Source organism: Enterobacter sp. GER_MD16_1505_Eko_090, from assembly GCF_003331015.1.
Classification (GTDB): domain Bacteria; phylum Pseudomonadota; class Gammaproteobacteria; order Enterobacterales; family Enterobacteriaceae; genus Enterobacter; species Enterobacter roggenkampii.
On the sequence record NZ_PUQF01000031.1, the window covers coordinates 1 to 23,780 of the forward strand.

Here is a 23,780-nt window from a genome sequence, read left to right on the forward strand (position 1 = left end):
ACCTGCGGGTCGGTGAACACCACGGCCGGCATTGCGGTCAGGTCCAGGGCCGCATCGCCGCCAGTCATGTTGATCGCAGCACGGGTGCCGGCCGCTGCCGCCACATAGACGAACTGAGGCTGGTCGGTGCAGTCGCCAGCCGCATAAATGTGTGGCGTACTGGTGCGCATGCCCTTGTCGATGACGATGGCCCCCTGCGCATTGGCAGCGACTCCCGCCGCTTCCAATGCCAGGCTGCGCGTGTTCGGTGCCCTGCCAGTGGCGACCAGCAGCTGGTCGGCGCGTATTTCACCGTACCCGGTGGTCAGCACGAATTCGCCGTCCACATGCGCGACCTGGCTGGCTTGCGTGTATTCCAATACCTTGATCCCTTCGGCACGGAACGCGGCTGTAACGGCCTCGCCGATGGCCGGGTCTTCGCGGAAGAACAGCGTGCTGCGTGCCAGGATCGTCACTTTGCTGCCCAGCCGGGCAAAGGCTTGCGCCAGTTCCAGCGCCACCACAGACGAGCCGATCACGGCCAGGCGCTCGGGAATGGTGTCGCTGACCAGGGCCTCGGTGGAAGTCCAGTAGGGTGACTCTTTCAGGCCCGGAATCGGCGGCACGGCCGGGCTGGCACCCGTGGCGACCAGGCAGCGGTCGAACGCCACCACACGCTCGCCGCCATCGTTTAAACGGACGGCAAGGCTCTGGTCGTCCTTGAAACGCGCTTCACCATGCAGCACGGTGATGGCCGGGTTGCTGTCCAGGATGCCTTCGTACTTGGCGTGGCGCAGCTCATCGACGCGCGCCTGCTGCTGGGCCAGTAGTTTGCTGCGATCAATCGCAGGCACAGTCGCCGCGATGCCACTGTCGAATGGGCTTTCACGGCGCAAATGGGCGATATGGGCAGCGCGGATCATGATCTTGGACGGCACGCAGCCGACATTGACGCAAGTACCGCCGATGGTGCCGCGCTCGATCAGCGTGACGTTCGCACCTTGCTCGACGGCCTTCAGCGCCGCCGCCATCGCGGCTCCGCCGCTGCCAATAACGGCGACGTGCAGTCCGTCCCCATCACCACCAGCCTTGTCGCCACCGCCCAGCCATCCCAGCGCCTTGCCAAGCAGTCTGCCCCGCGCTGAAGTGGATGGGGCATCGGCGGGTGTGGCCTTGTAGCCGAGGCCGGCCACAGCGGCGGTCAGCGCCTCTGGCGAGGTGCCGGGATCGGTGGCGAGTTGCGCGGAGCCTTTCGGGTAGGACACGAGCGCCGACAGCACGCCCGGCACTTTCTCCAGGGCGTCCTTGACATGTGTCGCGCACGAGTCGCAGGTCATTCCGGTGATATTCAAATACATTGCATCGTTCCTTTTCGTTTCGGCAACTGCCAATGCAGTTAGCCGTGTTTGGGTGGTAGTTCGCAGCGGCGGTTGGCCGGTGAGAGCAGATCCCAGATCGACACCCCGATCATCAAGGCCAGACCGACATAGAGGAGGTTCGCCGTCCACCAATTGCCAAAAAACAAGAGCATGGCCGCCAGCACGATGGCTGGGCCGACCATCCCGAGCAGGCTGCGGTACCATTGCCGATGACTCAGCCAGCCCAGTGCATTCGCCAGCAAAGCCACGACTGCGAACAGCGGCAGCAGCTTGGAGATAAACAACCCTTCGTATTCCTGTAGAAAGCCAAGGCCGATGGCCGCGCCCAGGCTGGCGATAGCCGGGAAACAGGCAGCGCATCCCATCGCGGAAACAACGCTGCCAAGCGCGCCAGCCTTGTCGGCAATGCGTGTAATCAGTCCCATGATCGCCCCAGGTTCGGGTTCAGTGGCTCACTGCTTGACGCTGGACGGATAGCCCGCGTCTCCGGTTGCCTTGGTCAGCTTCTGCACGCTGGTCTTGGCATCATCGAACGTGACAACCGCTTCGCGTGTCTCGAAGGTCACGTCAATTTTGCTGACGCCTTCGACCTTGGAAATCGCCTTCTTGACGGTGATCGGGCAGGTGGAGCAGGTCATGCCCGGTACGGACAGCGTGACGGTCTGGGTGGCGGCCCACACGGGGGCAACAACGGCAGCGAGGGCGAGGGCGGCAAACAGTTTTTTCATGATGAACTCCTGTGATTAATAGAAAAATGGCATGACGTAGGGAAATCCGAGCGCGACCAGGACCAGCGCGGCCACGATCCAGAAAATGAGCTTGTAAGTAGCTCGCACTTGGGGAATCGCGCAGACCTCACCCGGTTTGCAGGCTTGCGCCGGGCGGTAGATGCGCCGCCAGGCGAAAAACAGCGCGACCAGCGCTGCGCCGATGAAGATCGGGCGATAGGGTTCCAGCACCGTCAGGTTGCCGATCCATGCCCCGCTGAACCCCAAGGCGATCAAAACCAGCGGCCCCAGGCAGCAGGCCGACGCAAGAATGGCGGCCAGCCCACCGGCGAAGAGCGCGCCGCGCCCGTTTTGTGGTTCAGACATACGCTTGTCCTTTCAAATTTGGTTTGGATAGCTTAAGCTTACTTCCGTAGTTATGTACGGAGTCAAGCGATATGCAAATTAATTTTGAGAATCTGACCATTGGCGTTTTTGCCAAGGCGGCCGGGGTCAATGTGGAGACCATCCGGTTCTACCAGCGCAAGGGCCTGCTGCCGGAGCCAGACAAGCCCTATGGCAGCATTCGCCGCTATGGCGAGGCGGATGTAACACGAGTGCGGTTCGTGAAATCGGCCCAGCGGCTGGGCTTTAGCCTGGACGAAATCGCCGAGCTACTGCGGCTGGAGGATGGCACCCATTGCGAGGAAGCCAGCGGCCTGGCCGAGCACAAGCTCAAGGATGTGCGCGAGAAGATGGCCGACTTGGCACGCATGGAGGCCGTGCTGTCTGAACTGGTGTGCGCCTGCCATGCGCGGAAAGGGAACGTTTCCTGCCCGCTGATTGCGTCACTGCAAGACGGAACGAAGCTCGCTGCATCGGCGCGGGGGAGTCACGGGGTGACTACGCCTTAGCGTGCTTTATTTTCCGAATTCTGAGACGACCCCTTTAAGGATAAAACAATGCGACGTTGTCTGCGGATAGTGTGGGGAACTCTGTTTATTTTCGCCTTTGCGGTACAGGCGGAAACAAAGGTTTATGGCGAACAACGCGTCAGCGGCTGGTGGAACTGGCTAAAAGACGATGTCTCGCAAACCTGGAATCAGCCGCAAAACTACGACCTGTATCTGCCATTTCTCAGCTGGCACAACCGCTTTATGTACGATAAAGAGAAAACCGATAACTACAATGAGATGCCGTGGGGCGGGGGATTTGGTGTCTCAAGATATAACGAAGAAGGTAACTGGAGCTCACTCTACGCGATGATGTTTAAGGATTCGCACAACGAGTGGCAGCCGATTATCGGCTACGGCTGGGAGAAGGGCTGGTATCTGGACAGTAGTCGCGATTTTCGCCTGGGGCTTGGGGTGACCGCCGGGATCACCGCCCGAGAAGACTTCGCCAACTACGTACCGCTACCGATTATTTTGCCGCTCTTTTCCGCCAGCTATCGCCGCCTGAGCGTGCAGTTCACCTATATTCCCGGCACCTACAATAACGGCAACGTGCTGTTTGCGTGGCTGCGCTACGGTTTTTAAGAGGGCATCAAATCGTAATCACCTTTTTCACCAGCGAATTGGACAGCGCTAGCATTGAAATTAACACCGAGGCGATGAACGTCAGGACAATCAGCATTAACTTGGTTCCCAGCGAGCTAATTGGGATAAGCGCGGTCAGCAGATGAAAAACGGAGTAGTGAAGAATATAGACGCCGGTCATCGTTTTGCTGATAGTCGCCAGAATGGTCTCTTTAAACTCGCTGTTTTTACGAAACCGCACGCCGTTGGCGGCAATCACCAGCGCCACCACCAAAATATAAATTTGTGATCCGGTAAGAATGAACGCATTTCTGTCAGCCTTAAACAGGGCGAAGAAGAAATGGCGCTCGTAAAACCAGGTGAAGAGATAAATAAACGGAATGGCGATCATCGCGCCTTTCACCACTCTCTCGCGGGTCAGCCAACTGGCGACCAGCGGATCGCTGAACAGCTGGCCGGTCAGGTAAAACAGCAGCCAGGTCCACAAACGGTACTGCGGGGCCAGGCTCAGCGCATGAACATCAGGATACAGCGCGGACAGCAGATCGTAGCCATATGAGAGCAACAGCAGCGCAAATACCACGCCGAAAAATAGCTTGCGTCGCTGGCTGAGCCACTCGATAAGCGGATGAAAGGTGTAAATCACAATAAAGGCAAAAACAAACCACGGCTGGATAAGATAACCGCGCTGGTAGGGTTCCCAGAGATAGTACACTGTCATCCAGAACAGGAAGACGATAACTACGCTTTTGATTTTACCCATTAGCCACTGCGCATCGTGCCGTGACTGCGAATCCAGATAGCCCGCCACCACAAAAAACAGCGGCGTGGCTATGGTCGAAATAAACGTCAGAAAACCGAGGATCCAGTGATAGTCGTAATCATAGTGATCCCAGGTGTTATAAATGGTGAAGAAGGTCACCGCCGTCATGCATCCCAGCGTTTTAATAATATTTAATCCGGTACTGTTCATTATTGTGGCTTCATATCCTTAGAGCCTATCCCATTAGGCTATTTTATTTGCCATTTTGGTCCTGGGCAGTGCTCACAAGCCTCACGTACTGCGTGTACGCTTCGGTTGTTGCGCGCTGTCCGTGCCCAAACTGGCTGCAACAATATACGCCTACTGGGATAGGCTCTTATTATGGAAACAGGCGTAAATCACTGGCAGAACCAGCAGCGTCAGAATAGTAGCAAAACCCAGACCAAACATAATAACTACCGCCATACTCTGGAAGAAGACATCCAATAATAAAGGGGCCAGACCGAGAACGGTGGTGAAGGCGGTCAGCAGAATAGGGCGCAGACGCGAGGTGGCGGCATAAATAATGGCTTCCTGCTGCGCTTTTTCCTGCTTCTGCTGCTCAATTTCCTCAACCAGCACGATGCCGTTACGAATCAACATCCCGCTCAGGCTAAGCAAGCCTATCAATGCCATAAAGCCAAAAGGAATACCGGTAATCAAAAAGCCTGGCGTTACGCCAATCAGCGCCAGCGGCACCGTCAGCCAGATAGCGATCGCGTTTTTCAGCGAGCTGAACATCAGCACAGTGATAACAAACATCACCAGGTAACCCAGCGGCAGGGTGGTGAACAACCTCTGCTGCGCTTCGCGGGAATTCTCCGCGTCGCCGCCCCACTCAATACTGTAGCCGTGCGGTAGGGCGAGGGCATCGATTTGCGGCTTCACGCGCGCCAGAATATCGCCTGAGGTTTGATTGCTCAGCGGATCGGGGTCGGTCTGCACGGTCAGTACGCGGCTGCGGTCGCGGCGCAGGATCAAAGGATCTTCCCACTCGAGATTAAAGCCGCTGACCACGTTACTGAGCGGGATATACTGCTGGCGGTTTTGGCTCCAGACCAGCACATTATTCAGGTGGTTAGCATCCTGGCGCTCGGCGGCTGGTGGGCGAACCACCACCGGCAGCAGGTCAGCCCCTTCGCGATAGAGTCCCGCACGGCTACCAGAGAAATTCATCTCCAGCGCGTTATCGATATCCTGTTTATCTACTCCCAGTTCGCGGCCTAAGCTGGCGGAATATTGTGGGCGGATAACCTTGCTGCGGTTCTGCCAGTCGTTGCGCACGCCGTCGGTGGCCGGGTCTGCGGAGAGAATATCGCCCACCTGGCTGGCGAGCAGGCGCAGGCGGTCGGGATCCGGGCCTTTGATGCGCACTTCAATGGCGCTATCGCCGGAAGGGCCGAACATCACGCGTTTGCTGCTGGCATTAACCTGCGGATAGTTGCGCGCAATATAGCTGTCAACATGCTGCGTCAGAGCGTTAATACTGCGCTGGTCGTCCATGCGTACCATGATCTGCGCGTAGTTGCTGTATTGCCGTTGCCCGCTGTAGGTGAGGATAAAACGCATACTGCCCTGACCAACGGTGGCGATGGTGGTGACAACGCCCGGCTGGCCGTTAATCGAGGTTTCAATATCGCTGGCCATCTTTTCGGTTGTCGCAATATCAGTGCCATAGGGAAGCCAGAGGTCAACAAAGAAGATAGGCGTGTTCGATGAGGGGAAAAAGTTCTGCCGCACCGAGCCGAATCCCCATATTGAAGCTGCCAGCAGCGCCGCCATGACGGTCAGGGTGATCGCTTTGCGCATCAGTAGGGTGTGCAGAATCTGCTGATAAATGCGATAAAAGCGCCCGCTGTAGGGGTCGGTATCCGAGGTTTCAGCAGGCGGCTGTTGCCCTTTGAACAGCCACCATTTAATCAGTACTGGCGTGATGGTTAACGCTGAGAACCAGCTCAGCATGAGTGAAATCAGCAGCACCTGGAACAGTGATTTGCAGTATTCTCCGGTGGAGTCCTGCGACAGGCCAATCGGCGCAAAGGCGAGAATAGCAATCACCGTCGCCCCCAGCAGCGGCAGCGCCGAGCGGCGAATCACATAATTAATCGCCGTGAGCAGCGTCGACCCCTGCTGGCGGGCAATGAGTACCCCTTCGACGATGACGATGGCATTATCGACCAGCATACTCAGGGCGATAATCAGCGCCCCCAGCGAGATACGCTGTAGCTCGATGCCCCACAGATACATAATCAGCAGCGTACCGAGCACGTTAAGCGCTAACGACAGGGCAATAATGATACCGCTGCGCACGCCCATAAAGATCAGCAGCACGCCGACGACAATGGCCAGTGCCATCAGGAAGTTAGTGATAAAGCCGTTCACCGAGTGAGCCACTTCTGCAGCCTGGTCGTAGAACAGGTCAATTTTGATCCCTGCCGGTTTTTCCGCCGACATCTGATCCAGTTTGCTTTCCAGCGCGCGACCAACGTCAATGACGTTGACGCCGGGAATAAACGACACCCCCATAGTGACCGCCTGGCGGCCATTAGCGTGATAAATGCTGGAAGGAGATTCGCTGAGTCCGCGCGATAGCGTGGCAATATCGCGCAATCGCGTCGCTGAACCTGAGCCGTGCGGGCTGATTAACAAATCGCCCAGCTCGTCGAGATTTTCAAACTCCCCCGTTGGATGCAGGCGAATTGACTCGCTGCCGGATTTAATCTCACCGGCGTTAGACACTACGTTCAAGCGACTGAGGATTGCCGCCAGTTGGTTGAGCGTGATACCGCGGGCGGTCATTTTTGCCAGCGAGATATCGATATTGATTTGTTGTGGGATCGCACCGCCGATAGCGACTTTGCCAACGCCGGGAACCAGCACCAGTTCGCGCCTGAGCTGCTCGGCGTAGCGGACCAGCTCAGGGTTGGTAAAGCTCTCGCCGGAGATAGCAAAGAAGAAGCCAAAGACATCGCCAAAATCGTCGTTCACAAAGGGGGAGGCCACGCCGGGCGGGAACATCCGGGCGGCGTCTCCTACCCGACGGCGCAGCTCATCCCAGATTTGCGGCAGCTCGCTGGAGTGATAATTCGAGGCGATATTGACGGTGATTTGCGACAGACCATTGGAGGAAATTGAGCTGACGTTGTCCAGATAGGGCAGCTGTTGCAGCGCGTTCTCCAGCGGCAGGGTGACTTCTTCCTCAACCTGCTGCGCCGAGGCTCCCGGATAGTGGGTGATGACCACGGCGGTCTTGATGGTAAACGCCGGGTCTTCCAGGCGACCGATATTCAGCAGGGCGAAAATACCCCCGATGCCCAGCAGTAAAATAGTCAGCCAGACGCGAATCGGGTTGTTAATAAACTGACGAGAGATATCCATTACAAACCTCGTTCACGCGTCCAGATTCGAACCGGTTGCTGCGCATGCAGTTCACTGACGCCTGCCGCCACGACGCGCTCGCCGACGCTAAGCCCTTCGGTAATGACCACTCCCTGAGAGGTGACCTGGCCGACGCCAACTTTTCTGTCCTCAAGCTGTAGCTGTTCGCCTTCGCCTTTAACTACCCAGACGTGGGGCTCATTGCGCTGGCGATTATCCGGATTAAATACCGCTTCAACCGGCACCACGACGGCTTTATCGCCCGCGCTGGCGGGCAGGTTTGCCAGATTGACCGTCACGGTCCCACTCACGCCGCCCACTGACGGAAAATCGGCCGGGCGCGGCATGGTTAAAATGATCTGCCAGGTCAGAGTGTTGCTGTCGCTGCTACCGGTATGTTCTTTATATTCGGCGGTGAACTGACGGTCCGGCATAGAGTTGATTTTCACCACCGGACGATACTGCGCATTGCGGATATCAATAGTCGTAAAAAGATTCTCCGGAATGCTGAACACCACGTCGAGCAGATCGGTTCGCGTCAGGGTGACGATCGGCTGTCCGGCGGCGACAACCTGGTGATTACGGATCGGGACGCTGGCGGCAATACCGCTAAACGGCGCGGTGAGCGTCATTTGACTTAGCTCTTCGCGGGCGATTTTTAGCGCAGCGTTGGCGGAATCACGGTTGGCCCGCTGGATATCCATTTCCGCTTTTGAAATGGCCTGGCGACCGGCCAGCGTCTGGAAGCGGTCGAACTGCCGCTGAGCGAGGGTTGCTGCGGTCTGCCGTTCGTTGACGCGTTGCTGCGCTTCCCGGGCGTTGAGCCGGGCGAGCGCTTGCCCCTGAGAGATACTGGCTCCCTGACGCACATCAAGGGATTCAATCTGTCCGCCGCGTTTGAACGACAGATCGGTAGAATCCCCGGATTCAATACGGGCAGGAAAAATGCGCTGCTGTGAATCACCAATGGCGACGACATCCGCAACTTTTACCATCCGCGGCAGCGGGGTAACTTGCGGTGCTTTCTGATCGCAAGCCGTTGTTATTAAAATAACAACGGGAATGAGAGAAAAATAACGGTTCACTGTATTCCCCTCGGTGCTAAAGGTTTTATTTTACATATTTTTCACAAATGCCGGCTTTATTCAGCCAGCGCTGAGACCACTAAATAGGTAAATAACCCGGAAGCCGTACAGGTGATTATTGCCAGGGCAATAAACAGGCTCAGGCGAAACAGGCTGTAGCCGAACATTGCTCCTCCTCTGGTATCAACCTTGTGCTAAGTAGATTCTTATCTACATAATTGTTGAATGGTTTTTAGAGGCGCGCAGGCCTCTGATAATGAGCATAGTCGTTGAAAAAAGGAAATGTTAAAAAGAGTAAAATTTGCGGTAATGTTGACGATTTTGCTGGGTTTTCAGTTGAATTGTCTGAGGTCGACTGAGTCTGTGATATTTTTCAATATATTAATTGGCATCTTAATAATGTTAATCGCCGTGTGCTACGTTTAATTATACCCATCATACTTCGAATCGAGATTTCTTCCTCAGCGCCATTGTCTGCGCTGTTTTCACCACCTTTTTTTATAGGTAATAAAAGGATTGTCTCTATGTATAAAAATATCCTCGTCCCGGTTGATGTGTTTGAAACCGGCCTTGCGGACAAGGCTTTGTCCCATGCTCAATTCCTCGCGCAAAGCTCCTCCGGGCAGATTCATTTACTCAACGTCATCCCGACATTTTCTCCTGCACTGACGCGCGGATTTATTTCCGATGCGCGAAAAATGGAAGACTATCTGGTTAATAATTCAAAAGAAAAACTCGCTGAACTCATCAATAAACTCTCTCTGAAGGAAAGCGATGTCCAGATTCATATTCGCAGCGGCAACGTCCGCGATGAAGTGACGAAACTGGCAGATGAACTGAAGGCGGATGTGGTGATCATTGGCTCACGCAATCCCAATATTCAAACCCATCTGTTGGGTTCAGAGGCGGCAAGTATCGTGCGTTATGCCCATGTGCCGGTTTTTGTGGTGCGCTAAGGGCAGCCTGAGGCTGTCCTGATTTCCGTTACAGGAGTGAGGAGATAACTATGAATACAGAAAAACCGGGCGGCCCGTTTTATCAGCTCTCCGTGGATGAAACCCTGACCAGCACCAACAGCACTCCCGATGGCATCAGCAGCGCTGAAGCGACGGCGCGCTTACAGCAGTACGGTGAAAATGCGCTACCGCAAAAAGCGGGTAAACCGGCATGGCTGCGTTTTCTGGCGCATTTTAATGATGTGCTGATTTACGTCTTGCTGGCGGCGGCGCTATTGACGGCGGTGATGGGCCACTGGGTCGATACTCTGGTGATCCTCGGCGTGGCGGTGATCAACGCCCTGATTGGTCATATTCAGGAGAGTAACGCCGAAAAATCGCTCCAGAGCATTCGCAATATGCTCTCCAGCGAAGCGGTGGTGGTTCGTCAGGGGAATCATGAAACCATTCCGACCACGGCGCTGGTTCCCGGCGATATCGTGGTGATCCGCGCCGGCGACCGCATTCCAGCAGACCTGCGGGTTATCGAAGCGCATAACCTACGGGTGGAAGAGGCGATTCTGACCGGTGAATCAACGGTGGTGGAGAAAAGTACCGAAGCGCTTAGCGGCGAACTGCCGTTGGGTGACCGGACGAACCTGTTGTTCTCAGGCACCACGGTAAGCTCCGGCGGTGGCAAAGGCCTGGTGGTGGCAACCGGTGGCGATACCGAGCTGGGCCACATTAACCAGATGATGGCGGATATCGAGAAACACCGTACTCCGCTGTTGGTGCAGATGGATAAGCTCGGCAAAGCCATCTTTATCATCATTCTGGTGATGATGGCTGCGCTATTCGTCTTTAGCCTGCTGTTCCGCGATATGCCGGTTTCTGAACTGATGCTGTCGCTGATTAGCCTGGCGGTGGCGTCGGTACCGGAAGGGCTGCCGGCGATTATCTCGATTATCCTCTCGCTTGGCGTGCAAACCATGGCCCGGCAGAAGGCGATTATCCGCAAGCTGCCGACGGTCGAAACGCTAGGGGCGATGACGGTTATTTGCTCGGATAAAACCGGGACGCTGACCATGAACGAGATGACGGTTAAGGCCGTTATCACCGCCGATAAAGTCTATCGGGTGGAAGGGGACAGCTACGAGCCGGTGGGGAATATTCACCCGATCGATGAGCCGGACCCGATAACCGTCGCGCCGGGCACGCTGCTGGAGCGCTATCTGCGCACCATCGACCTGTGTAACGACAGCCAGCTAATCAAAGATGAAAGCGGGTTGTGGAAAATCACTGGCGGCCCTACGGAAGGGGCGCTGAAGGTGCTGGCGGCGAAAGTGACGCTTTCGCCGGCGAGCACCGAACTGCGCAGTAAGATCCCCTTTGATTCGCAATACAAATATATGTCAACGCTGTACCGCATCGGCAATGAGGAGACGATTTTAATTACCGGTGCGCCAGATGTGCTGTTCCGCCTGTGTCAGCATCAGCAAACCGACCATGGGCTGGAGCCGCTGGACCAGCCGTATTGGGAAGCGAAAATTGAAGAGTACGCGCGGGAAGGGCTGCGCATGGTGGCGGCAGCGTGGAAACCGGCGGCTGACGGGCAAACCGAACTCACCCATCAGGATTTGCAGCATGGCGTCATTCTGTTAGGGATCGCCGGGATGATGGACCCGCCGCGACCAGAGGCCATTACCGCTATCGGCGACTGCCTGCAGGCGGGGATCCGCGTGAAGATGATCACCGGGGACCACCCGCAAACGGCGATGAGTATCGGCAAGATGCTGGGGATCGGCAACGCCGGGAACGCCATTACCGGGCGCGAGCTGGAGGTGATGGACGATACCCAACTGAGTGAAGCGGCGCAGAAATTCGATATTTTTGCCCGTACCAGTCCGGAAGATAAGTTCCGTCTGGTTCAGGCGCTGCAAAGCAGGAAAGAGGTGGTCGGGATGACCGGTGATGGGGTGAACGACGCCCCGGCGCTGAAGCAGGCCGATGTTGGTATCGCGATGGGCATCAAGGGCACCGAAGTGACCAAAGAGGCCGCTGATATGGTGCTGACCGATGATAACTTCGCCACCATCGCCAGTGCAGTCAGGGAAGGGCGGCGGGTTTACGATAACCTGAAGAAAACGATCTTGTTCATTATGCCAACCAACCTGGCGCAGGGGTTGTTAATCATTATCGCGCTGCTGGCGGGGAATTTGATTCCGCTGACGCCGGTGTTGATTTTGTGGATGAACATGGCGACGTCGGCCACGCTGTCGTTTGGTCTGGCGTTCGAAGCCGGTGAAAAGAACATCATGCGCCGTCCGCCGCGCGATCCTAAGCTGCATGTGATGGACGGCTTTGCCATCTGGCGGGTAATTTTTGTCGGTTCGATGATCGCCGTGAGCGCCTTTGTGCTGGAGGCCTGGCTACAGCCGCGAGGCTACTCACCTGAGTTTATCCGCACCGTACTGTTGCAGACGCTGGTCACCGCACAGTGGTTTTATATGCTCAACTGCCGGGTGGCGGATGGTTTCTCACTGAGCAAAGGGCTGCTGGCGAACCGGGGTATCTGGATTGTCAGCGGCGTGTTGCTGGTGCTGCAACTGCTGATTATCTACGCGCCGTTTATGCAGATGCTGTTCGGTACCGAAGCGCTGCCGTTCCGCTACTGGGTGATCACCTTTATTATCGGTTTTGTGATGTTCCTGATTGTGGAAATTGAGAAGCCGCTGACGCGCAAGTGGCGCACGGCCTGAGTCATTCCCGGAGGCGGTGCTGCGCACCTGTCCGGGCTACCAGACAGCCGCATAATCGGTAGCCCGGACAGACGCAGCGCGCCGCCACCGTGGAAAACCAAAAAACAAAAGCCGACGCATAACGCGTCGGCTTTTCCGTTTCAGACAAAGAACACGATCTTAATCGATCAATCTTTGAGTTTAACCGGGTTATTACGATAGGCCGCCAGCTTCGCGCGCATCCAGCTGCTGCTGTTGTTATTGACCGCGCTCACCACGCCAGTGGTGGCACCGCCGCCGACCTGCACATGGAAAATACCGCGTGACGGGAAATCCACATATTTTGGTTCAGTGAAATCCCACTCATGACGCTTGAAGGGGTCGGTTCCGGCTGAGGGCGAAATGACACCCTAAGCGTTAGCTCTGTGTCGTTGCACGATGTCAGCGACGGTATTCTTGCTGATACCGAGCTCGCGTGCGATCCAGCGATAGCTGCGTCCCTCGGCCCTCATCGCAACCACCTTAGGCAAAAGTCGGTCTGATTTTGGTCGCACTCCGGCCTGACGACCAAGCCTCTTACCACGTGCCTTCGCAACAGCAAGGCCTGACTTGACCCGCTCGCTGATGAGATCCCGCTCAAACTCCGCAATGCCGGAAAGAAACGTCGCCAGCATTCGTCCATACGGCGACGAAAGATCGAACGCCATTCCATTCATGGCTATCACGGAAACCTTCCAGTTCTCCAGTTCACGTAGCGTATTGAGCAGATCGAGCGTCGAGCGCCCCCACCGGGAAAGCTCAGTGACCAGGATTGCATCAATTTGTCTGGACTGGGCAAGCGCCAGGACTTTCTTTCGCTCGGCCCGGTCGAGTTTAGTTCCTGAACCTGTTTCCTTAAATATTCCCACCACGTCGTAGCCGGCACGGCCGGCGAAGGCTCGCAGATCAAATTCCTGGCGTTCACAAGACTGATCCGCTGTTGAAACCCGGCAGTAAATGGCGGCACGATGTCCCAATTGAACCCTCCTGGATTTTTGTATCGGAACGCCCTGATTTATATGGGCTGGCTGTTGTCCAAAACAGACTATACTTCAAAAGGGACGAATTTGTATGTCACGACGCCATATTTTCACCGAACGGCAGCGAGCAGCGCTGTTCGATCTGCCCACGGACGAACTGTCGCTACTGAAGTTCTACACGCTGGGCGATGATGACCTGGAAAACATTAGGCAGCGCCGCAGACCGGAAAACAGGATTGGCTTTGCCCTGCAACTTTGTGCCTTACGATATCCGGGCCGTGCACTGGCTCCTGGTGAGATGATCCCGCGTGAAGTCCTTTCCTTCGTCGGTGCTCAGCTTGGAGTTCCGGCTGATGCGCTTCTCACTTATGCCACACGGCGCCAAACCCGTCAGCAGCACATGGACACGCTGCGCGAAATTTACGGCTACAAGACCTTCACGGGCCGTGGTGCCCGTGATCTGCGGGAGTGGACTTTCGGCCAGGCCGAAGATGCCAGATCAAACGAGGATCTTGCTCATCGTTTTATTGTGCGGTGTCGGGAAACTTCCACCATTCTGCCCGCAGTATCGACAATCGAGCGCTTGTGCGCGGATGCTCTGGTCGCCGCTGAGCGGCGGATTGAAACGCGGATTGCGGAAAATTTAACAGCGGATGTTCGCGATCACCTGGACAAACTTCTGAGTGAAATGCTCGCCGGCAATATCAGTCGTTTCATCTGGCTTCGCAACTTCGAGGTTGGTAACAACTCGGCTGCTGCTAACCGTTTGCTCGACAGGCTCGAATTTCTGCGTACCCTGAATATCAATCATAGTGCTTTGGCCAGCATACCTGCCCATCGCATTGCCCGGCTGCGTCGGCAGGGTGAACGCTACTTCACCGACGGTTTGCGTGACATCACTTCGGACCGCCGCTGGGCGATCCTTGCCGTCTGTGTTGTGGAGTGGGAAGCGGCGATTGCTGATGCCATAGTCGAAACCCATGACAGGATCGTAGGAAAAACCTGGCGGGAAGCGAAGCGCCAGCATGACGAAACAATTTCCGGCTCTAAAGCCACACTCACGGATACGATCCGTACCTTCACCGCGCTGGGAGCTTCGTTGCTTGAGGCCCGCAGTGACGGAACCCCGCTGGAGATGGCTGTCGCCAGTTCGGTTGCATGGGACCGGCTCGCTCAACTGGTAGCGACAGGGACTCAACTCAGCAACACGCTAGCCGATGAGCCTCTTGCATATGTCGGGCAGGGATACCATCGCTTTCGTCGTTATGCGCCCCGCATGTTGCGCTGTCTGAAGCTCGAAGCCGCGCCGGTCGCCGGACCATTGGTAGCAGCAGCTTTGTCGATCGGAGAGATGAAAGGTGTTGCATCGCCAGAAAGGCGTTTCCTGCGGCCCAGCTCCAAATGGAACCGTCATTTACGAGCTCAGGAAAAAGGAGATACCCGTCTTTGGGAAGTGGCGGTACTCTTTCACCTCCGGGATGCTTTTCGTTCCGGAGATGTCTGGCTCGCTCATTCGCGCCGCTATGGTGACCTCAAGCAGGTACTGGTGCCGATGATCGCGGCGCAGGAAAATGCAAAACTGGCCGTGCCTTCCAACCCACAGGATTGGCTGGCAGACAGAAAGGCGCGACTCACGATCGCTCTTAAGCGGCTGGCCCGGGCTGCCCGTAACGGCACTATTCCGCACGGTAGCATAGAAGATGGAACGTTGCGGATCGACAGGTTGACAGCAGACGTGCCGGATGGTGCCGAGGCACTCATACTGGATCTGTATCGCCGAATGCCGTCCGTTCGGATTACCGACATGCTGCTTGAAGTTGATGCAGCCCTTGGTTTCACAGATGCGTTTACCCATCTGAGAACCGGGGCTCCATGTCGCGACCGGATCGGTCTGCTCAACGTCCTGCTCGCTGAAGGGCTCAATCTGGGCCTGCGTAAGATGGCGGAAGCTACAAACACGCATGATTACTGGCAGCTCTCACGCCTTGCCCGCTGGCATGTTGAAAGCGAAGCCATGAACCAGGCATTGGCAATTGTGGTGGCCGCGCAGGGTAAACTGCCGATGTCACGCGTCTGGGGGATGGGCACGTCAGCATCGAGCGATGGTCAGTTTTTCCCGACAGCGCGGCATGGCGAAGCCATGAACATGGTCAATGCCAAATATGGTTCTGTTCCCGGCCTCAAAGCGTATACTCACGTAAGCGACCAGTTCGCGCCATTCGCTTGTCAGTCGATCCCGGCGACCGTGAGCGAGGCACCGTATATTCTCGATGGACTACTGATGAACGAGGTCGGTCGCCATGTTCGCGAACAGTATGCCGATACAGCAGGATTCACCGACCATTTGTTCGGAGCCAGTAGCCTGCTCGGCTACAATCTCGTTCTGCGAATCAGGGATCTGCCATCGAAGCGGTTGTACGTATTTAATCCCGATACGACCCCCAGGGAGTTACGCAAGTTGGTAGGTGGAAAAGCCCGGGAGGATCTTATCGTTGCGAACTGGCCTGATATTTTCCGTTGTGCCGCGACGATGACCGCTGGCAAAATCAGGCCCAGCCAACTCCTGCGCAAGCTCGCTTCTTACCCACGACAAAACAACCTTGCAGTTGCGCTTCGTGAAGTTGGTCGTATTGAACGGACCCTTTTCATTATTGAGTGGATCCTGGATACGGACATGCAGCGGCGTGCTCAGATCGGTCTTAACAAGGGAGAGGCCCACCATGCGCTCAAAAATGCGCTCCGTATCGGGAGGCAGGGGGAAATTCGCGATCGCACGACAGAGGGGCAGCACTACCGAATCGCTGGGCTCAATTTATTGACTGCGGTGATCATTTACTGGAATACCGTCCATCTTGGTCATGCCGTCACGGAGCGGCGGAACGAAGGGTTGGATGTTCCCCCTGAATTTCTTCCCCACATATCCCCATTGGGCTGGGCGCACATTCTACTGACTGGCGAATATCTTTGGCCCAAGGAACCGAAAGCTTAGGGTGTCATTTCGCCCTCAGCCGGAACCGACCCCAAATGGGGAAGATGATCGTCACAATTCTATCAGCAGTGGCACAAGCAGAACGTACTCGCATCTTTGAACGAACAAATGAAGGAAGAATTGAGGCCAAGTCTAAAGGAATTAAATTTGGCAGAAAACGGAAAATAGACAGGAATAAAATAAAATTTATGCATGATAAAGGAACTGGAGCAACTGAAATAGCTAAGCATATGGGTATTGCGCGTTCAACCGTATATAAAATTATCAATTCAGAACGTTCACCAATCAATGATTGATTATCTTACAACTGACAAGGTGGAATTGTGAGAACATTTGTTATAATTTGGACGATAGCTTTCATTGCGGTAATTGCTGTAATGTGTACAGTGGATCTTTCATTATATGTACCTTCAATTTACACCGTATTTAATAAAAACAAACCTTTAGTAACTGGTATTATATATATACTACTAATATCTATTTTTATATGGCTAATTGTAGCGTTATATCTTTTAAAAAAATACTCATTTAAAGTAGAGAAATTAAGTTTAGGCGGCGTTAATGTTCTGTTCAATGAAAGTGGTACGTTATATCGCAAAAGTATAAAAAATCATCTGGATTCAAAAAGAGCTATCTTTAAGTTGAAGAAAAATGTGGACGCATTCGATGAAGTTATCTCATCATATTATCAGACATATCAATTTATTAGAGATGAAATGAAACTATTGAATCCAAAAAAAGACAATGAGTTATATAATATTAGCAATGATATGTTAATGGTGTTAAATAAATTTTTAACTAAAAATCAAAATAATTATAAAAGATGGTATAAATATATATCAGATAAGGATGAAGTTATTGATGTTATAACTAATACACCATTAAAAGTTCACCTGACGCCTATAAATAAAATACAAAAGCAATACTATAACTACAGTAAAATATGTAACGATTTTAAAGTAGTAAATGATTTTTTCACATCACGGGTTCAACAAACATTTAACGTGAACACCACCAAATGGGATTGGTAACAAGTAAAGGGGAGTATCATACTCCCCTTTACTGTTTCTGCTAGCCATTACGCATTCTCATTGGGGTAGAAAAAACGTATTCGCACTTATCTTTATCTTGATATGTTAACTCAATCATTTTTCTAAGGTTTTCTGGGTTATTGTGTATCTGATCCCAGTTGACTATTGATATATATGACTTTTCACTCATCAAGTTATCGATAACTCTTTCAGGCATATATGGATATATTTCTTTATATGTTGTTCTGTCGTTGATTGTTATCCACTCGGTTATATTAGGATGAAATTCATTTTTTTCATTTTCACCATGACTGGCTCTAATGTTGTTTGTCCCTGTTGAAGGAAGATTTATAATAAAAATACCTGATTTGCCGTTTCTGGGACTATCCCTCATGGATGAATATAATTCCCAATCAACATGCTTTCTATTTTTAGTCTCAGTCCCAACGAGTAAAATAAGAGCGGATGTATCACGTAAATATTCATCCCTTATTATTTCTCTGATCTTTTGAGGTTCTTCTTCTTCATCAATGTCACCAAGTGATACCGAGCGATTCACAAAAATATCAAAAACATCATTCATTTTTTCAAGTTCGTTTTTGTACCATTGGTCATTAGCATGGTGGTAACTGATGAAAACTTTGTGCTTGGTCACGCTTTTTCCTCATTTATTCTCTGGTTTACGGATTTTACATCTTCATCCATACCGAGTAAAAGTCTTATAATTTATTTTTTCACACTAAGAGATACTCTCAACCACTGGATACAGTATAATCAGGAAGTGGCTACATTCTTCCAATTCAAATGAAGAGAGCAGACTTACATGCAATTCATCCATAATGATCTTGGTCAAAGAAAAAGAGGGGAGATTGTTGAAATCACCCTTACCAGTGGTGCAAATGTTAGACTAATGGATAGTTCTAACTTCAGTAGTTATAAGAATGGCCGACGACATTCCTACATTGGTGGGTTAGCAAAGCGCTCCCCCATAAGGTTACAGATCCCTTCATCAGGCCATTGGCATATTGCTGTAGATATGCAGGGATTAAGGGGGAGTACCAGGGCTTCTGTTCGCGTTCTTCCAGGGGTTCTTCCTGAAATTCAGGATAGGCCGTTAAGCGAAGTTCCTAGTCTGGTAAGAGATAACAGACCACCGTCAACAGCACAGAGCAACGAGATACATGACGTATTTATTTCGCATGCCTCAGAGGATAAAGATGATTTTGTTCGCTCTCTGGCAAACTCATTAATCAGTCACGGCCTTAATGTATGGTATGACGAAATGACGTTAAGAATTGGTGACAGCCTGAGACAAAAAATAGACAAAGGTTTAGCAAACAGTCGTGTTGGGTTAGTAGTTTTGTCTCCGGCGTTTATAAGCAAAGGTTGGACAAATTATGAACTTGATGGAATCGTCACTCGTGCTATTTCTGGTGAGCAAATATTGCTTCCCATATGGCATAATATTACAAAACAAGAAGTTGTCGATTTTAGTCCATCATTAGCAGACAAAGTTGCTCGTAGTACTGCAACTCATACAATCGATGAAATTGCTCATGAGATAGCCGAGCTACTGCATTCTCGTGGTTAATGTTTATCGAAATTCAAATAGCAAAACAAAAGGATCAATCAGCGATCCTTTTTTTATTTTTATGAATATCAATAAATTACATTCTTAACGTACGTTTTCGTTCCATTGGCCTTCAAACCCCGTTCAGTGTGCCAGGGTATTCATACAAAAACTGGAACACCAGTCTGGCAAGTTGGCCGACTGGGTCAGGGAGTTGTTGTGTCGGAAAAGCAACTTTGTCGTCACCTGTGCTCTGGCAAACAAGCTGGCCAGAATAGCCTGGGCACTGACGGCGCGACAGCAAACTTACGAAGCATAAAGGCAGAAATACACCAGTTTAAACAATCATTCATCTGGTTTTGCGAATACTGATATTGATGATACAAACGGCCCACCGGCCTGTTGAGGAACCTGTAAAACGGAAAGGCTCGCTGAAGCCGTATATTTTCTGGAGGTTCATCAGGCGCGGAACTCATCGAGGCGCGGGAATAAAATCCCATTCAGACGCCGGATAGATTCAAGCAAGCCAACTTATCGTCAAAATCGGTGTTGCAAAAACGGGAGTGACCATAGATTCCGTTTTCTGAGACGACCCCTGTTTGAACCGGTCATTAATTCCTCAGGCATTACAGAGTTGTCGTACACACAGAAAACATTACTAGTAATTATGATTGTTGTGAGTATTCCAGGGAGAAAATGAGAGATTTCCCGCGCAAAAGGGCGCTTTTTGGCGGTTTCAGGTGGTAAACGCACTGAAACGGGCCGCCATGCAGTCCGGTGCATAGCCATTCATGCCATCAGAATTCATCAGGCAAGTTTTGCGGGGTTTTCGCCGGGTAAGCTGTGGTTTTCACCGGCTTCGCGCTGAAATCGCCCTGAGCGCGTTTTAGCGGTGCGTACAATGAAGCCTTTATGTTAAATAGGGGCTTTTGTTGTCCGGAAAAGGCTGAGCAAAAATACGATAAACAGTGTCATACCGGTAACCAGCATGACATAGCCGGCTGTTGGGTTATAAGTCAGACAGAAGGCTGTGCAGGCACTGGGGGCGTGTATGCGAAAAAGCCCGGCAAAACACAGACTGGCCGAGAGTCCGTAAAATAACGATCCTGCGATAACGGTCAGCATAATTCTAAACATTGTCCCTTTGTCCCTTTGACCCTAATCATCCTCATCTTTTTTCTAATATGCCCCTTAAAATCAGGATGTTGATTGTTTTGTATGCAAGAAATGGACTAAAGAAATTTGTTTGTGATCCCATTCTCGTTTCTGCATATGAACAAAAAAGCCCCGCACATGGGCGGGGCTGAATGCTGCGAGTCTGCGACGGTGACTTATCCCGGAAGCGTCCAGTCAGGTCGTTCAAAATGGCAGGTATAGCCGTCGGGATTATGCTGCAGGTAATCCTGATGCTCTGGCTCTGCAGACCAGAACTCACCGGCCTGCTCTACTTCTGTCACCACGACTCCGGGCCAGACTCCTGAATCATCTATTTCACGGATAAGCTGGTTTGCCTGCTGCTTTTGCTCCTCTGTGGTGAAAAAGATGGCTGAGCGGTAGCTTGAGCCGACGTCATTACCCTGACGAAGTATTGTTGTAGGGTTGTGAATACTAAAGAAATATTCCAGTAGTTTTCGGTAGCTCAGTTTATCCGGGGAATACACCACCTTCACCGCCTCCGCATGTCCTGGGTGGTGCTGGTATGTCGGGTTATCATTACGTCCGCCGGTATAGCCCACTTCGGTGCTGACCACGCCATTGAGTTTGCGGATCAGCTCCTGGACACCCCAGAAACAACCACCGGCAAGGATTGCCACATCAGTTTTCATGCTTATCTCCTTTCTCAAACAGGGGAAGAAATTCACCGTATCCTTCTGTTTCCAGAGCGCCTTTCGGGATAAAACGCAGTGAAGCCGAGTTAATGCAGTAACGTAATCCACCGGTATCCTGTGGCCCGTCAGGGAAGACGTGTCCCAGATGGCTGTCACCGTGACGGGAACGCACTTCAGTACGCACCATGCCATGACTGAGGTCGCTCAGGTTGTGGACGTTGTTTTCCACTGGTTTGCTGAATGCCGGCCAGCCACAGCCCGAATCAAATTTGTCCTTCGACGAGAACAGTGGCTCACCGGAGACGATATCCACGTACAGTCCGTCCTCAAAGTGGTCGTCATATTCTCCGGTAAACGGGCGCTCAGTGGCGCTTTTCTGGGTGACGCTGAACTGCAGTTCCGTCAGTGCCTGAATGGTCTGTGGGTCTTTTTTATACGGTTTGTTCATATCGCTCTCCTGACAAATCTCACTCACCGGGACGGGTCCTGCTCATGAATAAGATCCAGATAGTGTTTTTCAAAGTCCGGGTTGGCGGGGAGCGACTTATTTTCCAGGTAGCGCTCTAAAAAGTAGCGGGGAGTGATCCCCGCCCGAAAGGCGGCTTCCATGCCTCTCACCATGAACCCGGGAGTGGTGTCATATTTGCTGGCCAGAAATATCAGGCTGCTGCGTAATTCAGGGTCACCCCATGGCTGACAATGCGTCAGACGAGCGGGGTTTGTGCACGGCGCTGAGTTGCTTCGCCCTCCGGTTAATCAGTGTCCGTCGCAGGTCATGACGCAACAGCACCAGTCCAGCCCCAATCAGAAGAACATCCTTGATAATGAAGCTGTCAATGCGACCCAGCTGCGGCAGAAGGCTCAGGGTGACGATGCCGGTGCCTGCCACCATCAGGGCGCCTGCTGCACCCACTGCCGGCCGGAAAAATCCGGCAATCAGGGCCAGAAGGGTGATATTTTCCACCACGCCGAGTGCGTAGCTGAGCCCCTGAACGCCGAGAGCCGGATACAGCGCACCGAGCCAGGTGCCTGGCAGCAGGTGGTGAAGGGCATTGGCCTCGAAGGCAAACCATTTGTAGGTGCCAAACAGGGCGAAGATGAAAATCACTGACAGCCGCAGAACCATAATGTCCAGGCCTGACGTTTTACGAAGTAACCGGCGCAGTTGTGTCTCGACGTTATTTTTCATGGTGTGTGTCCTTTTATTTTCGTTTTGTGTTTATGCAAACAGCGTGGCGCGGGCATGAACGAAACGGGCCTGCTCAAGCTCAGAAATCAGATAAGCGGCAGCGCCATGTTCAAGGGCTTCGCGGATAACCTCCCGCTCCAGCTCATCCACGTAAGACACCCAGCCAACAGAGAGTGTACGGACCGGTACCAGAGCTGCTTTTTCTTCCTCAGTAAGATCGGATTTGATGATGACCGGTCCATGGGCTTTACGGGTGAAGACAGCGATAACGTCGTTGATAAGTGCTTTCATGATGATGCCCCCTGCATGTCTGTTTTATTGTGTTGTCGTGTTGTTAATATTTATTCTACCTACCAGTAGATAGATTGGCAAGGGGTAACTGGAAATTAAACGCAAGGAAAGTCTTAATGTCTTCTGAGGCCCCCGGAATACAGGCGTTGTCAGCGGTGATTTTTTTGAGTGCTGGCTGCCCCGGTTAAACCGGGGCAGCCACAGGCGTGGCTTTACGGGCGGGAGAGTAGCTGAATAAGCGCGCTCATGGTGCGGGAACAGGCATCATGAGGAGGGATCCGATTGAGCATCAGGGCCCCTTTAATGGCGCTGCCGATGATAATGGCCACGTCAGCCGGCTCAGCAGTAAAAGCCAGTTCACCGCTTTCACGACCCGAAACCAGCACACTGGTCAGGATGCGCAGGTCGGTTTGTGCCAGTCGTGAGGTGGCTTTCTGAAGAGGTTCTTCAAACAGGGCGCTGTCGGACAGCATGGCGTGAATGCCACACATCTGGCCGCTGTCGGCGCATTTGAGAAATGCGTCCATATAACCCTGCAGACGGGCTTTACCCGGTGGCAGCTGTAACAGGGCAGCTTCCAGTTTCAGCAGGCTGGCCTCCTTGTATTCACAATAGGCAAGCCCGAGGTCGGTTTTGGTCTGAAAATGGTAATGGATACTGGCCTTCCGTATTCCCAGACCGTCAGCGAGATCAGCATAGCTGAAGCCCTGGTAGCCGTTCTGCTGGATAAGGGTATCAGTCAGTTCAATCAGACTGTCATGGGTGGACATAATGTTCTCCTGGCACCTGCGGGTGCCTGTTATTCAGACACAACTGCGCCCGGAAACCAGAAGGGTTCCGGGCGCAGTTGCGAGGGTAACGGGTATTCAACGATACAGGACAGCGGTACCGGAAAGTTTATTCATACCGGTGGCACTGGTGATGCGGTAGTGTGTGGCCCCGGCATCAGCGGCTTTCATATCCAGTGAGGCCACCAGGTCATCCAGGGTGGTGAAGCCACCGGAAGAGACCACCCCAATTTTTTGCAGCGATGCTGCTTCGCTGCGGGAAACCATTTGCGGGCTGGCGGCATAGCTCAGTGCGCTGGCGGACAGGGCGATGATGGCAAGGGTGGTTTTGATGATGTTTTTCATGATGACGCTCCTGATGTTCTGTTGTGTGTTTTTGTTTGTGTGTCGTGTTGTTAAAATCAAATCTACCAACCAGTAGATAGGTTGGCAAGTGTTAATTGGGGTCCGCTTGGAAAACGGAATCTATGGTCACTCCCGTTTTTGCAACACCGATTTTGACGATAAGTTGGCTTGCTTGAATCTATCCGGCG

General features: G+C 52.9%; 25 protein-coding genes and 1 pseudogene. 9 read left to right on the forward strand and 17 right to left on the reverse strand.

Going from position 1 to position 23,780, the window contains the following annotated elements:
* From C6A40_RS23665 to C6A40_RS23680, 4 genes are all read right to left on the reverse strand, one after another.
* Positions 1 to 1,337, reverse strand: a 1,337-nt coding sequence (locus C6A40_RS23665; protein ID WP_114191442.1) for a mercury(II) reductase, incomplete at its 3' end; no start/stop codon positions are given.
* A gap of 38 nt (positions 1,338 to 1,375) precedes the next feature.
* Positions 1,376 to 1,783 (reverse strand): organomercurial transporter MerC, encoded by a 408-nt coding sequence (merC, locus tag C6A40_RS23670; protein ID WP_000522993.1) that lies wholly within the window; start codon positions 1,781 to 1,783, stop codon positions 1,376 to 1,378.
* A 27-nt stretch (positions 1,784 to 1,810) separates the two neighbouring features.
* On the reverse strand, positions 1,811 to 2,086 hold the full coding sequence (merP, locus tag C6A40_RS23675) for a mercury resistance system periplasmic binding protein MerP (protein WP_000732276.1): 276 nt from the start codon (positions 2,084 to 2,086) through the stop codon (positions 1,811 to 1,813).
* 15 nt (positions 2,087 to 2,101) lie between these two features.
* Positions 2,102 to 2,452 (reverse strand): mercuric transport protein MerT, encoded by a 351-nt coding sequence (locus C6A40_RS23680; RefSeq protein ID WP_001294660.1) that lies wholly within the window; start codon positions 2,450 to 2,452, stop codon positions 2,102 to 2,104.
* A gap of 71 nt (positions 2,453 to 2,523) precedes the next feature.
* Between C6A40_RS23680 and merR the strand changes: the two genes are divergently transcribed.
* Together merR and pagP are read left to right on the forward strand one after the other, a co-directional pair.
* Complete coding sequence (gene merR / locus C6A40_RS23685; protein WP_001166628.1) at positions 2,524 to 2,979, forward strand: Hg(II)-responsive transcriptional regulator; 456 nt, start codon at positions 2,524 to 2,526, stop codon at positions 2,977 to 2,979.
* Between the two features lie 48 nt (positions 2,980 to 3,027).
* On the forward strand, positions 3,028 to 3,603 hold the full coding sequence (gene pagP / locus C6A40_RS23690) for a lipid IV(A) palmitoyltransferase PagP (RefSeq protein WP_045270086.1): 576 nt from the start codon (positions 3,028 to 3,030) through the stop codon (positions 3,601 to 3,603).
* A gap of 7 nt (positions 3,604 to 3,610) precedes the next feature.
* Here pagP and C6A40_RS23695 read toward each other — a convergent pair whose 3' ends face one another.
* From C6A40_RS23695 to C6A40_RS23705, 3 genes are all read right to left on the reverse strand, one after another.
* Positions 3,611 to 4,534, reverse strand: a complete 924-nt coding sequence (locus C6A40_RS23695; RefSeq protein ID WP_161958642.1) for an acyltransferase — start codon at positions 4,532 to 4,534, stop codon at positions 3,611 to 3,613.
* A gap of 192 nt (positions 4,535 to 4,726) precedes the next feature.
* Entirely contained in the window at positions 4,727 to 7,783 is a 3,057-nt protein-coding gene (locus C6A40_RS23700; RefSeq protein WP_114191444.1) for an efflux RND transporter permease subunit, read from the reverse strand.
* On the reverse strand, positions 7,783 to 8,868 hold the full coding sequence (locus C6A40_RS23705) for an efflux RND transporter periplasmic adaptor subunit (protein ID WP_016241530.1): 1,086 nt from the start codon (positions 8,866 to 8,868) through the stop codon (positions 7,783 to 7,785). Before C6A40_RS23705 ends, C6A40_RS23700 begins: the two co-directional genes overlap by 1 nt.
* 524 nt (positions 8,869 to 9,392) lie before the next feature.
* Between C6A40_RS23705 and C6A40_RS23710 the strand changes: the two genes are divergently transcribed.
* Together C6A40_RS23710 and C6A40_RS23715 are read left to right on the forward strand one after the other, a co-directional pair.
* Positions 9,393 to 9,824, forward strand: a complete 432-nt coding sequence (locus C6A40_RS23710; RefSeq protein WP_016241528.1) for a universal stress protein — start codon at positions 9,393 to 9,395, stop codon at positions 9,822 to 9,824.
* Positions 9,825 to 9,874: 50 nt separating this feature from the next.
* Positions 9,875 to 12,562, forward strand: a complete 2,688-nt coding sequence (locus tag C6A40_RS23715) for a cation-transporting P-type ATPase (protein ID WP_109549357.1) — start codon at positions 9,875 to 9,877, stop codon at positions 12,560 to 12,562.
* A 167-nt stretch (positions 12,563 to 12,729) separates the two neighbouring features.
* Here the strand turns inward: C6A40_RS23715 and C6A40_RS23720 are convergent, their stop codons facing one another.
* Together C6A40_RS23720 and C6A40_RS23725 are read right to left on the reverse strand one after the other, a co-directional pair.
* On the reverse strand, positions 12,730 to 12,879 hold the full coding sequence (locus tag C6A40_RS23720; RefSeq protein ID WP_176564481.1) for a hypothetical protein: 150 nt from the start codon (positions 12,877 to 12,879) through the stop codon (positions 12,730 to 12,732).
* 72 nt (positions 12,880 to 12,951) lie between these two features.
* Positions 12,952 to 13,557, reverse strand: a complete 606-nt coding sequence (locus C6A40_RS23725) for a recombinase family protein (RefSeq protein WP_000509966.1) — start codon at positions 13,555 to 13,557, stop codon at positions 12,952 to 12,954.
* A 94-nt stretch (positions 13,558 to 13,651) separates the two neighbouring features.
* Here C6A40_RS23725 and C6A40_RS23730 point away from each other — a divergent pair, with 94 nt between their 5' ends.
* From C6A40_RS23730 to C6A40_RS23740, 3 genes are read left to right on the forward strand one after another with little or no spacing between them, the layout of a single operon-like run.
* A complete protein-coding gene (locus C6A40_RS23730; protein ID WP_001553819.1) occupies positions 13,652 to 16,549 on the forward strand; it encodes a Tn3-like element Tn5403 family transposase in 2,898 nt (965 codons plus the stop codon).
* On the forward strand, positions 16,525 to 16,845 hold the full coding sequence (locus C6A40_RS23735) for a helix-turn-helix domain-containing protein (RefSeq protein ID WP_414453068.1): 321 nt from the start codon (positions 16,525 to 16,527) through the stop codon (positions 16,843 to 16,845). Before C6A40_RS23730 ends, C6A40_RS23735 begins: the two co-directional genes overlap by 25 nt.
* Before the next feature lie 27 nt (positions 16,846 to 16,872).
* The gene (locus C6A40_RS23740) at positions 16,873 to 17,580 is read left to right on the forward strand and encodes a hypothetical protein (RefSeq protein ID WP_001258875.1); all 708 of its coding nucleotides are present in this window, start codon (positions 16,873 to 16,875) and stop codon (positions 17,578 to 17,580) included.
* Between the two features lie 40 nt (positions 17,581 to 17,620).
* Here the strand turns inward: C6A40_RS23740 and C6A40_RS23745 are convergent, their stop codons facing one another.
* Positions 17,621 to 18,235, reverse strand: a complete 615-nt coding sequence (locus C6A40_RS23745) for a TIR domain-containing protein (protein WP_000160641.1) — start codon at positions 18,233 to 18,235, stop codon at positions 17,621 to 17,623.
* Between the two features lie 168 nt (positions 18,236 to 18,403).
* On the opposite strand from C6A40_RS23745, the gene C6A40_RS23750 reads away from it, so the two are divergent.
* Together C6A40_RS23750 and C6A40_RS23755 are read left to right on the forward strand one after the other, a co-directional pair.
* Entirely contained in the window at positions 18,404 to 19,171 is a 768-nt protein-coding gene (locus C6A40_RS23750) for a DUF1883 domain-containing protein (RefSeq protein WP_001159650.1), read from the forward strand.
* Positions 19,172 to 19,292: 121 nt separating this feature from the next.
* A pseudogene (locus C6A40_RS23755) lies at positions 19,293 to 19,469 on the forward strand (hypothetical protein); the annotation flags it as partial.
* 1,012 nt (positions 19,470 to 20,481) lie between these two features.
* Here C6A40_RS23755 and msrA read toward each other — a convergent pair.
* From msrA to C6A40_RS23785, 7 genes are all read right to left on the reverse strand, one after another.
* Positions 20,482 to 20,976, reverse strand: a complete 495-nt coding sequence (gene msrA / locus C6A40_RS23760) for a peptide-methionine (S)-S-oxide reductase MsrA (RefSeq protein ID WP_021243016.1) — start codon at positions 20,974 to 20,976, stop codon at positions 20,482 to 20,484.
* The gene (msrB, locus tag C6A40_RS23765) at positions 20,966 to 21,427 is read right to left on the reverse strand and encodes a peptide-methionine (R)-S-oxide reductase MsrB (protein WP_021243015.1); all 462 of its coding nucleotides are present in this window, start codon (positions 21,425 to 21,427) and stop codon (positions 20,966 to 20,968) included. Before msrB ends, msrA begins: the two co-directional genes overlap by 11 nt.
* A 23-nt stretch (positions 21,428 to 21,450) precedes the next feature.
* Positions 21,451 to 21,588 carry a hypothetical protein gene (locus tag C6A40_RS25055; RefSeq protein ID WP_021243014.1) on the reverse strand — a complete coding sequence of 46 codons (138 nt, stop codon included), beginning with the start codon at positions 21,586 to 21,588 and terminating at the stop codon, positions 21,451 to 21,453.
* Positions 21,589 to 21,661: 73 nt separating this feature from the next.
* Positions 21,662 to 22,168, reverse strand: a complete 507-nt coding sequence (locus C6A40_RS23770; RefSeq protein ID WP_001567380.1) for a DUF417 family protein — start codon at positions 22,166 to 22,168, stop codon at positions 21,662 to 21,664.
* 30 nt (positions 22,169 to 22,198) lie between these two features.
* A complete protein-coding gene (locus C6A40_RS23775; RefSeq protein ID WP_114191445.1) occupies positions 22,199 to 22,459 on the reverse strand; it encodes a DUF1471 domain-containing protein in 261 nt (86 codons plus the stop codon).
* 212 nt (positions 22,460 to 22,671) lie between these two features.
* The gene (locus tag C6A40_RS23780) at positions 22,672 to 23,229 is read right to left on the reverse strand and encodes a TetR/AcrR family transcriptional regulator (protein WP_001567382.1); all 558 of its coding nucleotides are present in this window, start codon (positions 23,227 to 23,229) and stop codon (positions 22,672 to 22,674) included.
* 96 nt (positions 23,230 to 23,325) lie between these two features.
* Positions 23,326 to 23,592: a YdgH/BhsA/McbA-like domain containing protein gene (locus tag C6A40_RS23785; protein ID WP_001567383.1), complete on the reverse strand. Its 267-nt coding sequence runs from the start codon at positions 23,590 to 23,592 to the stop codon at positions 23,326 to 23,328.
* Between the last annotated feature and the right edge of the window lie 188 nt (positions 23,593 to 23,780).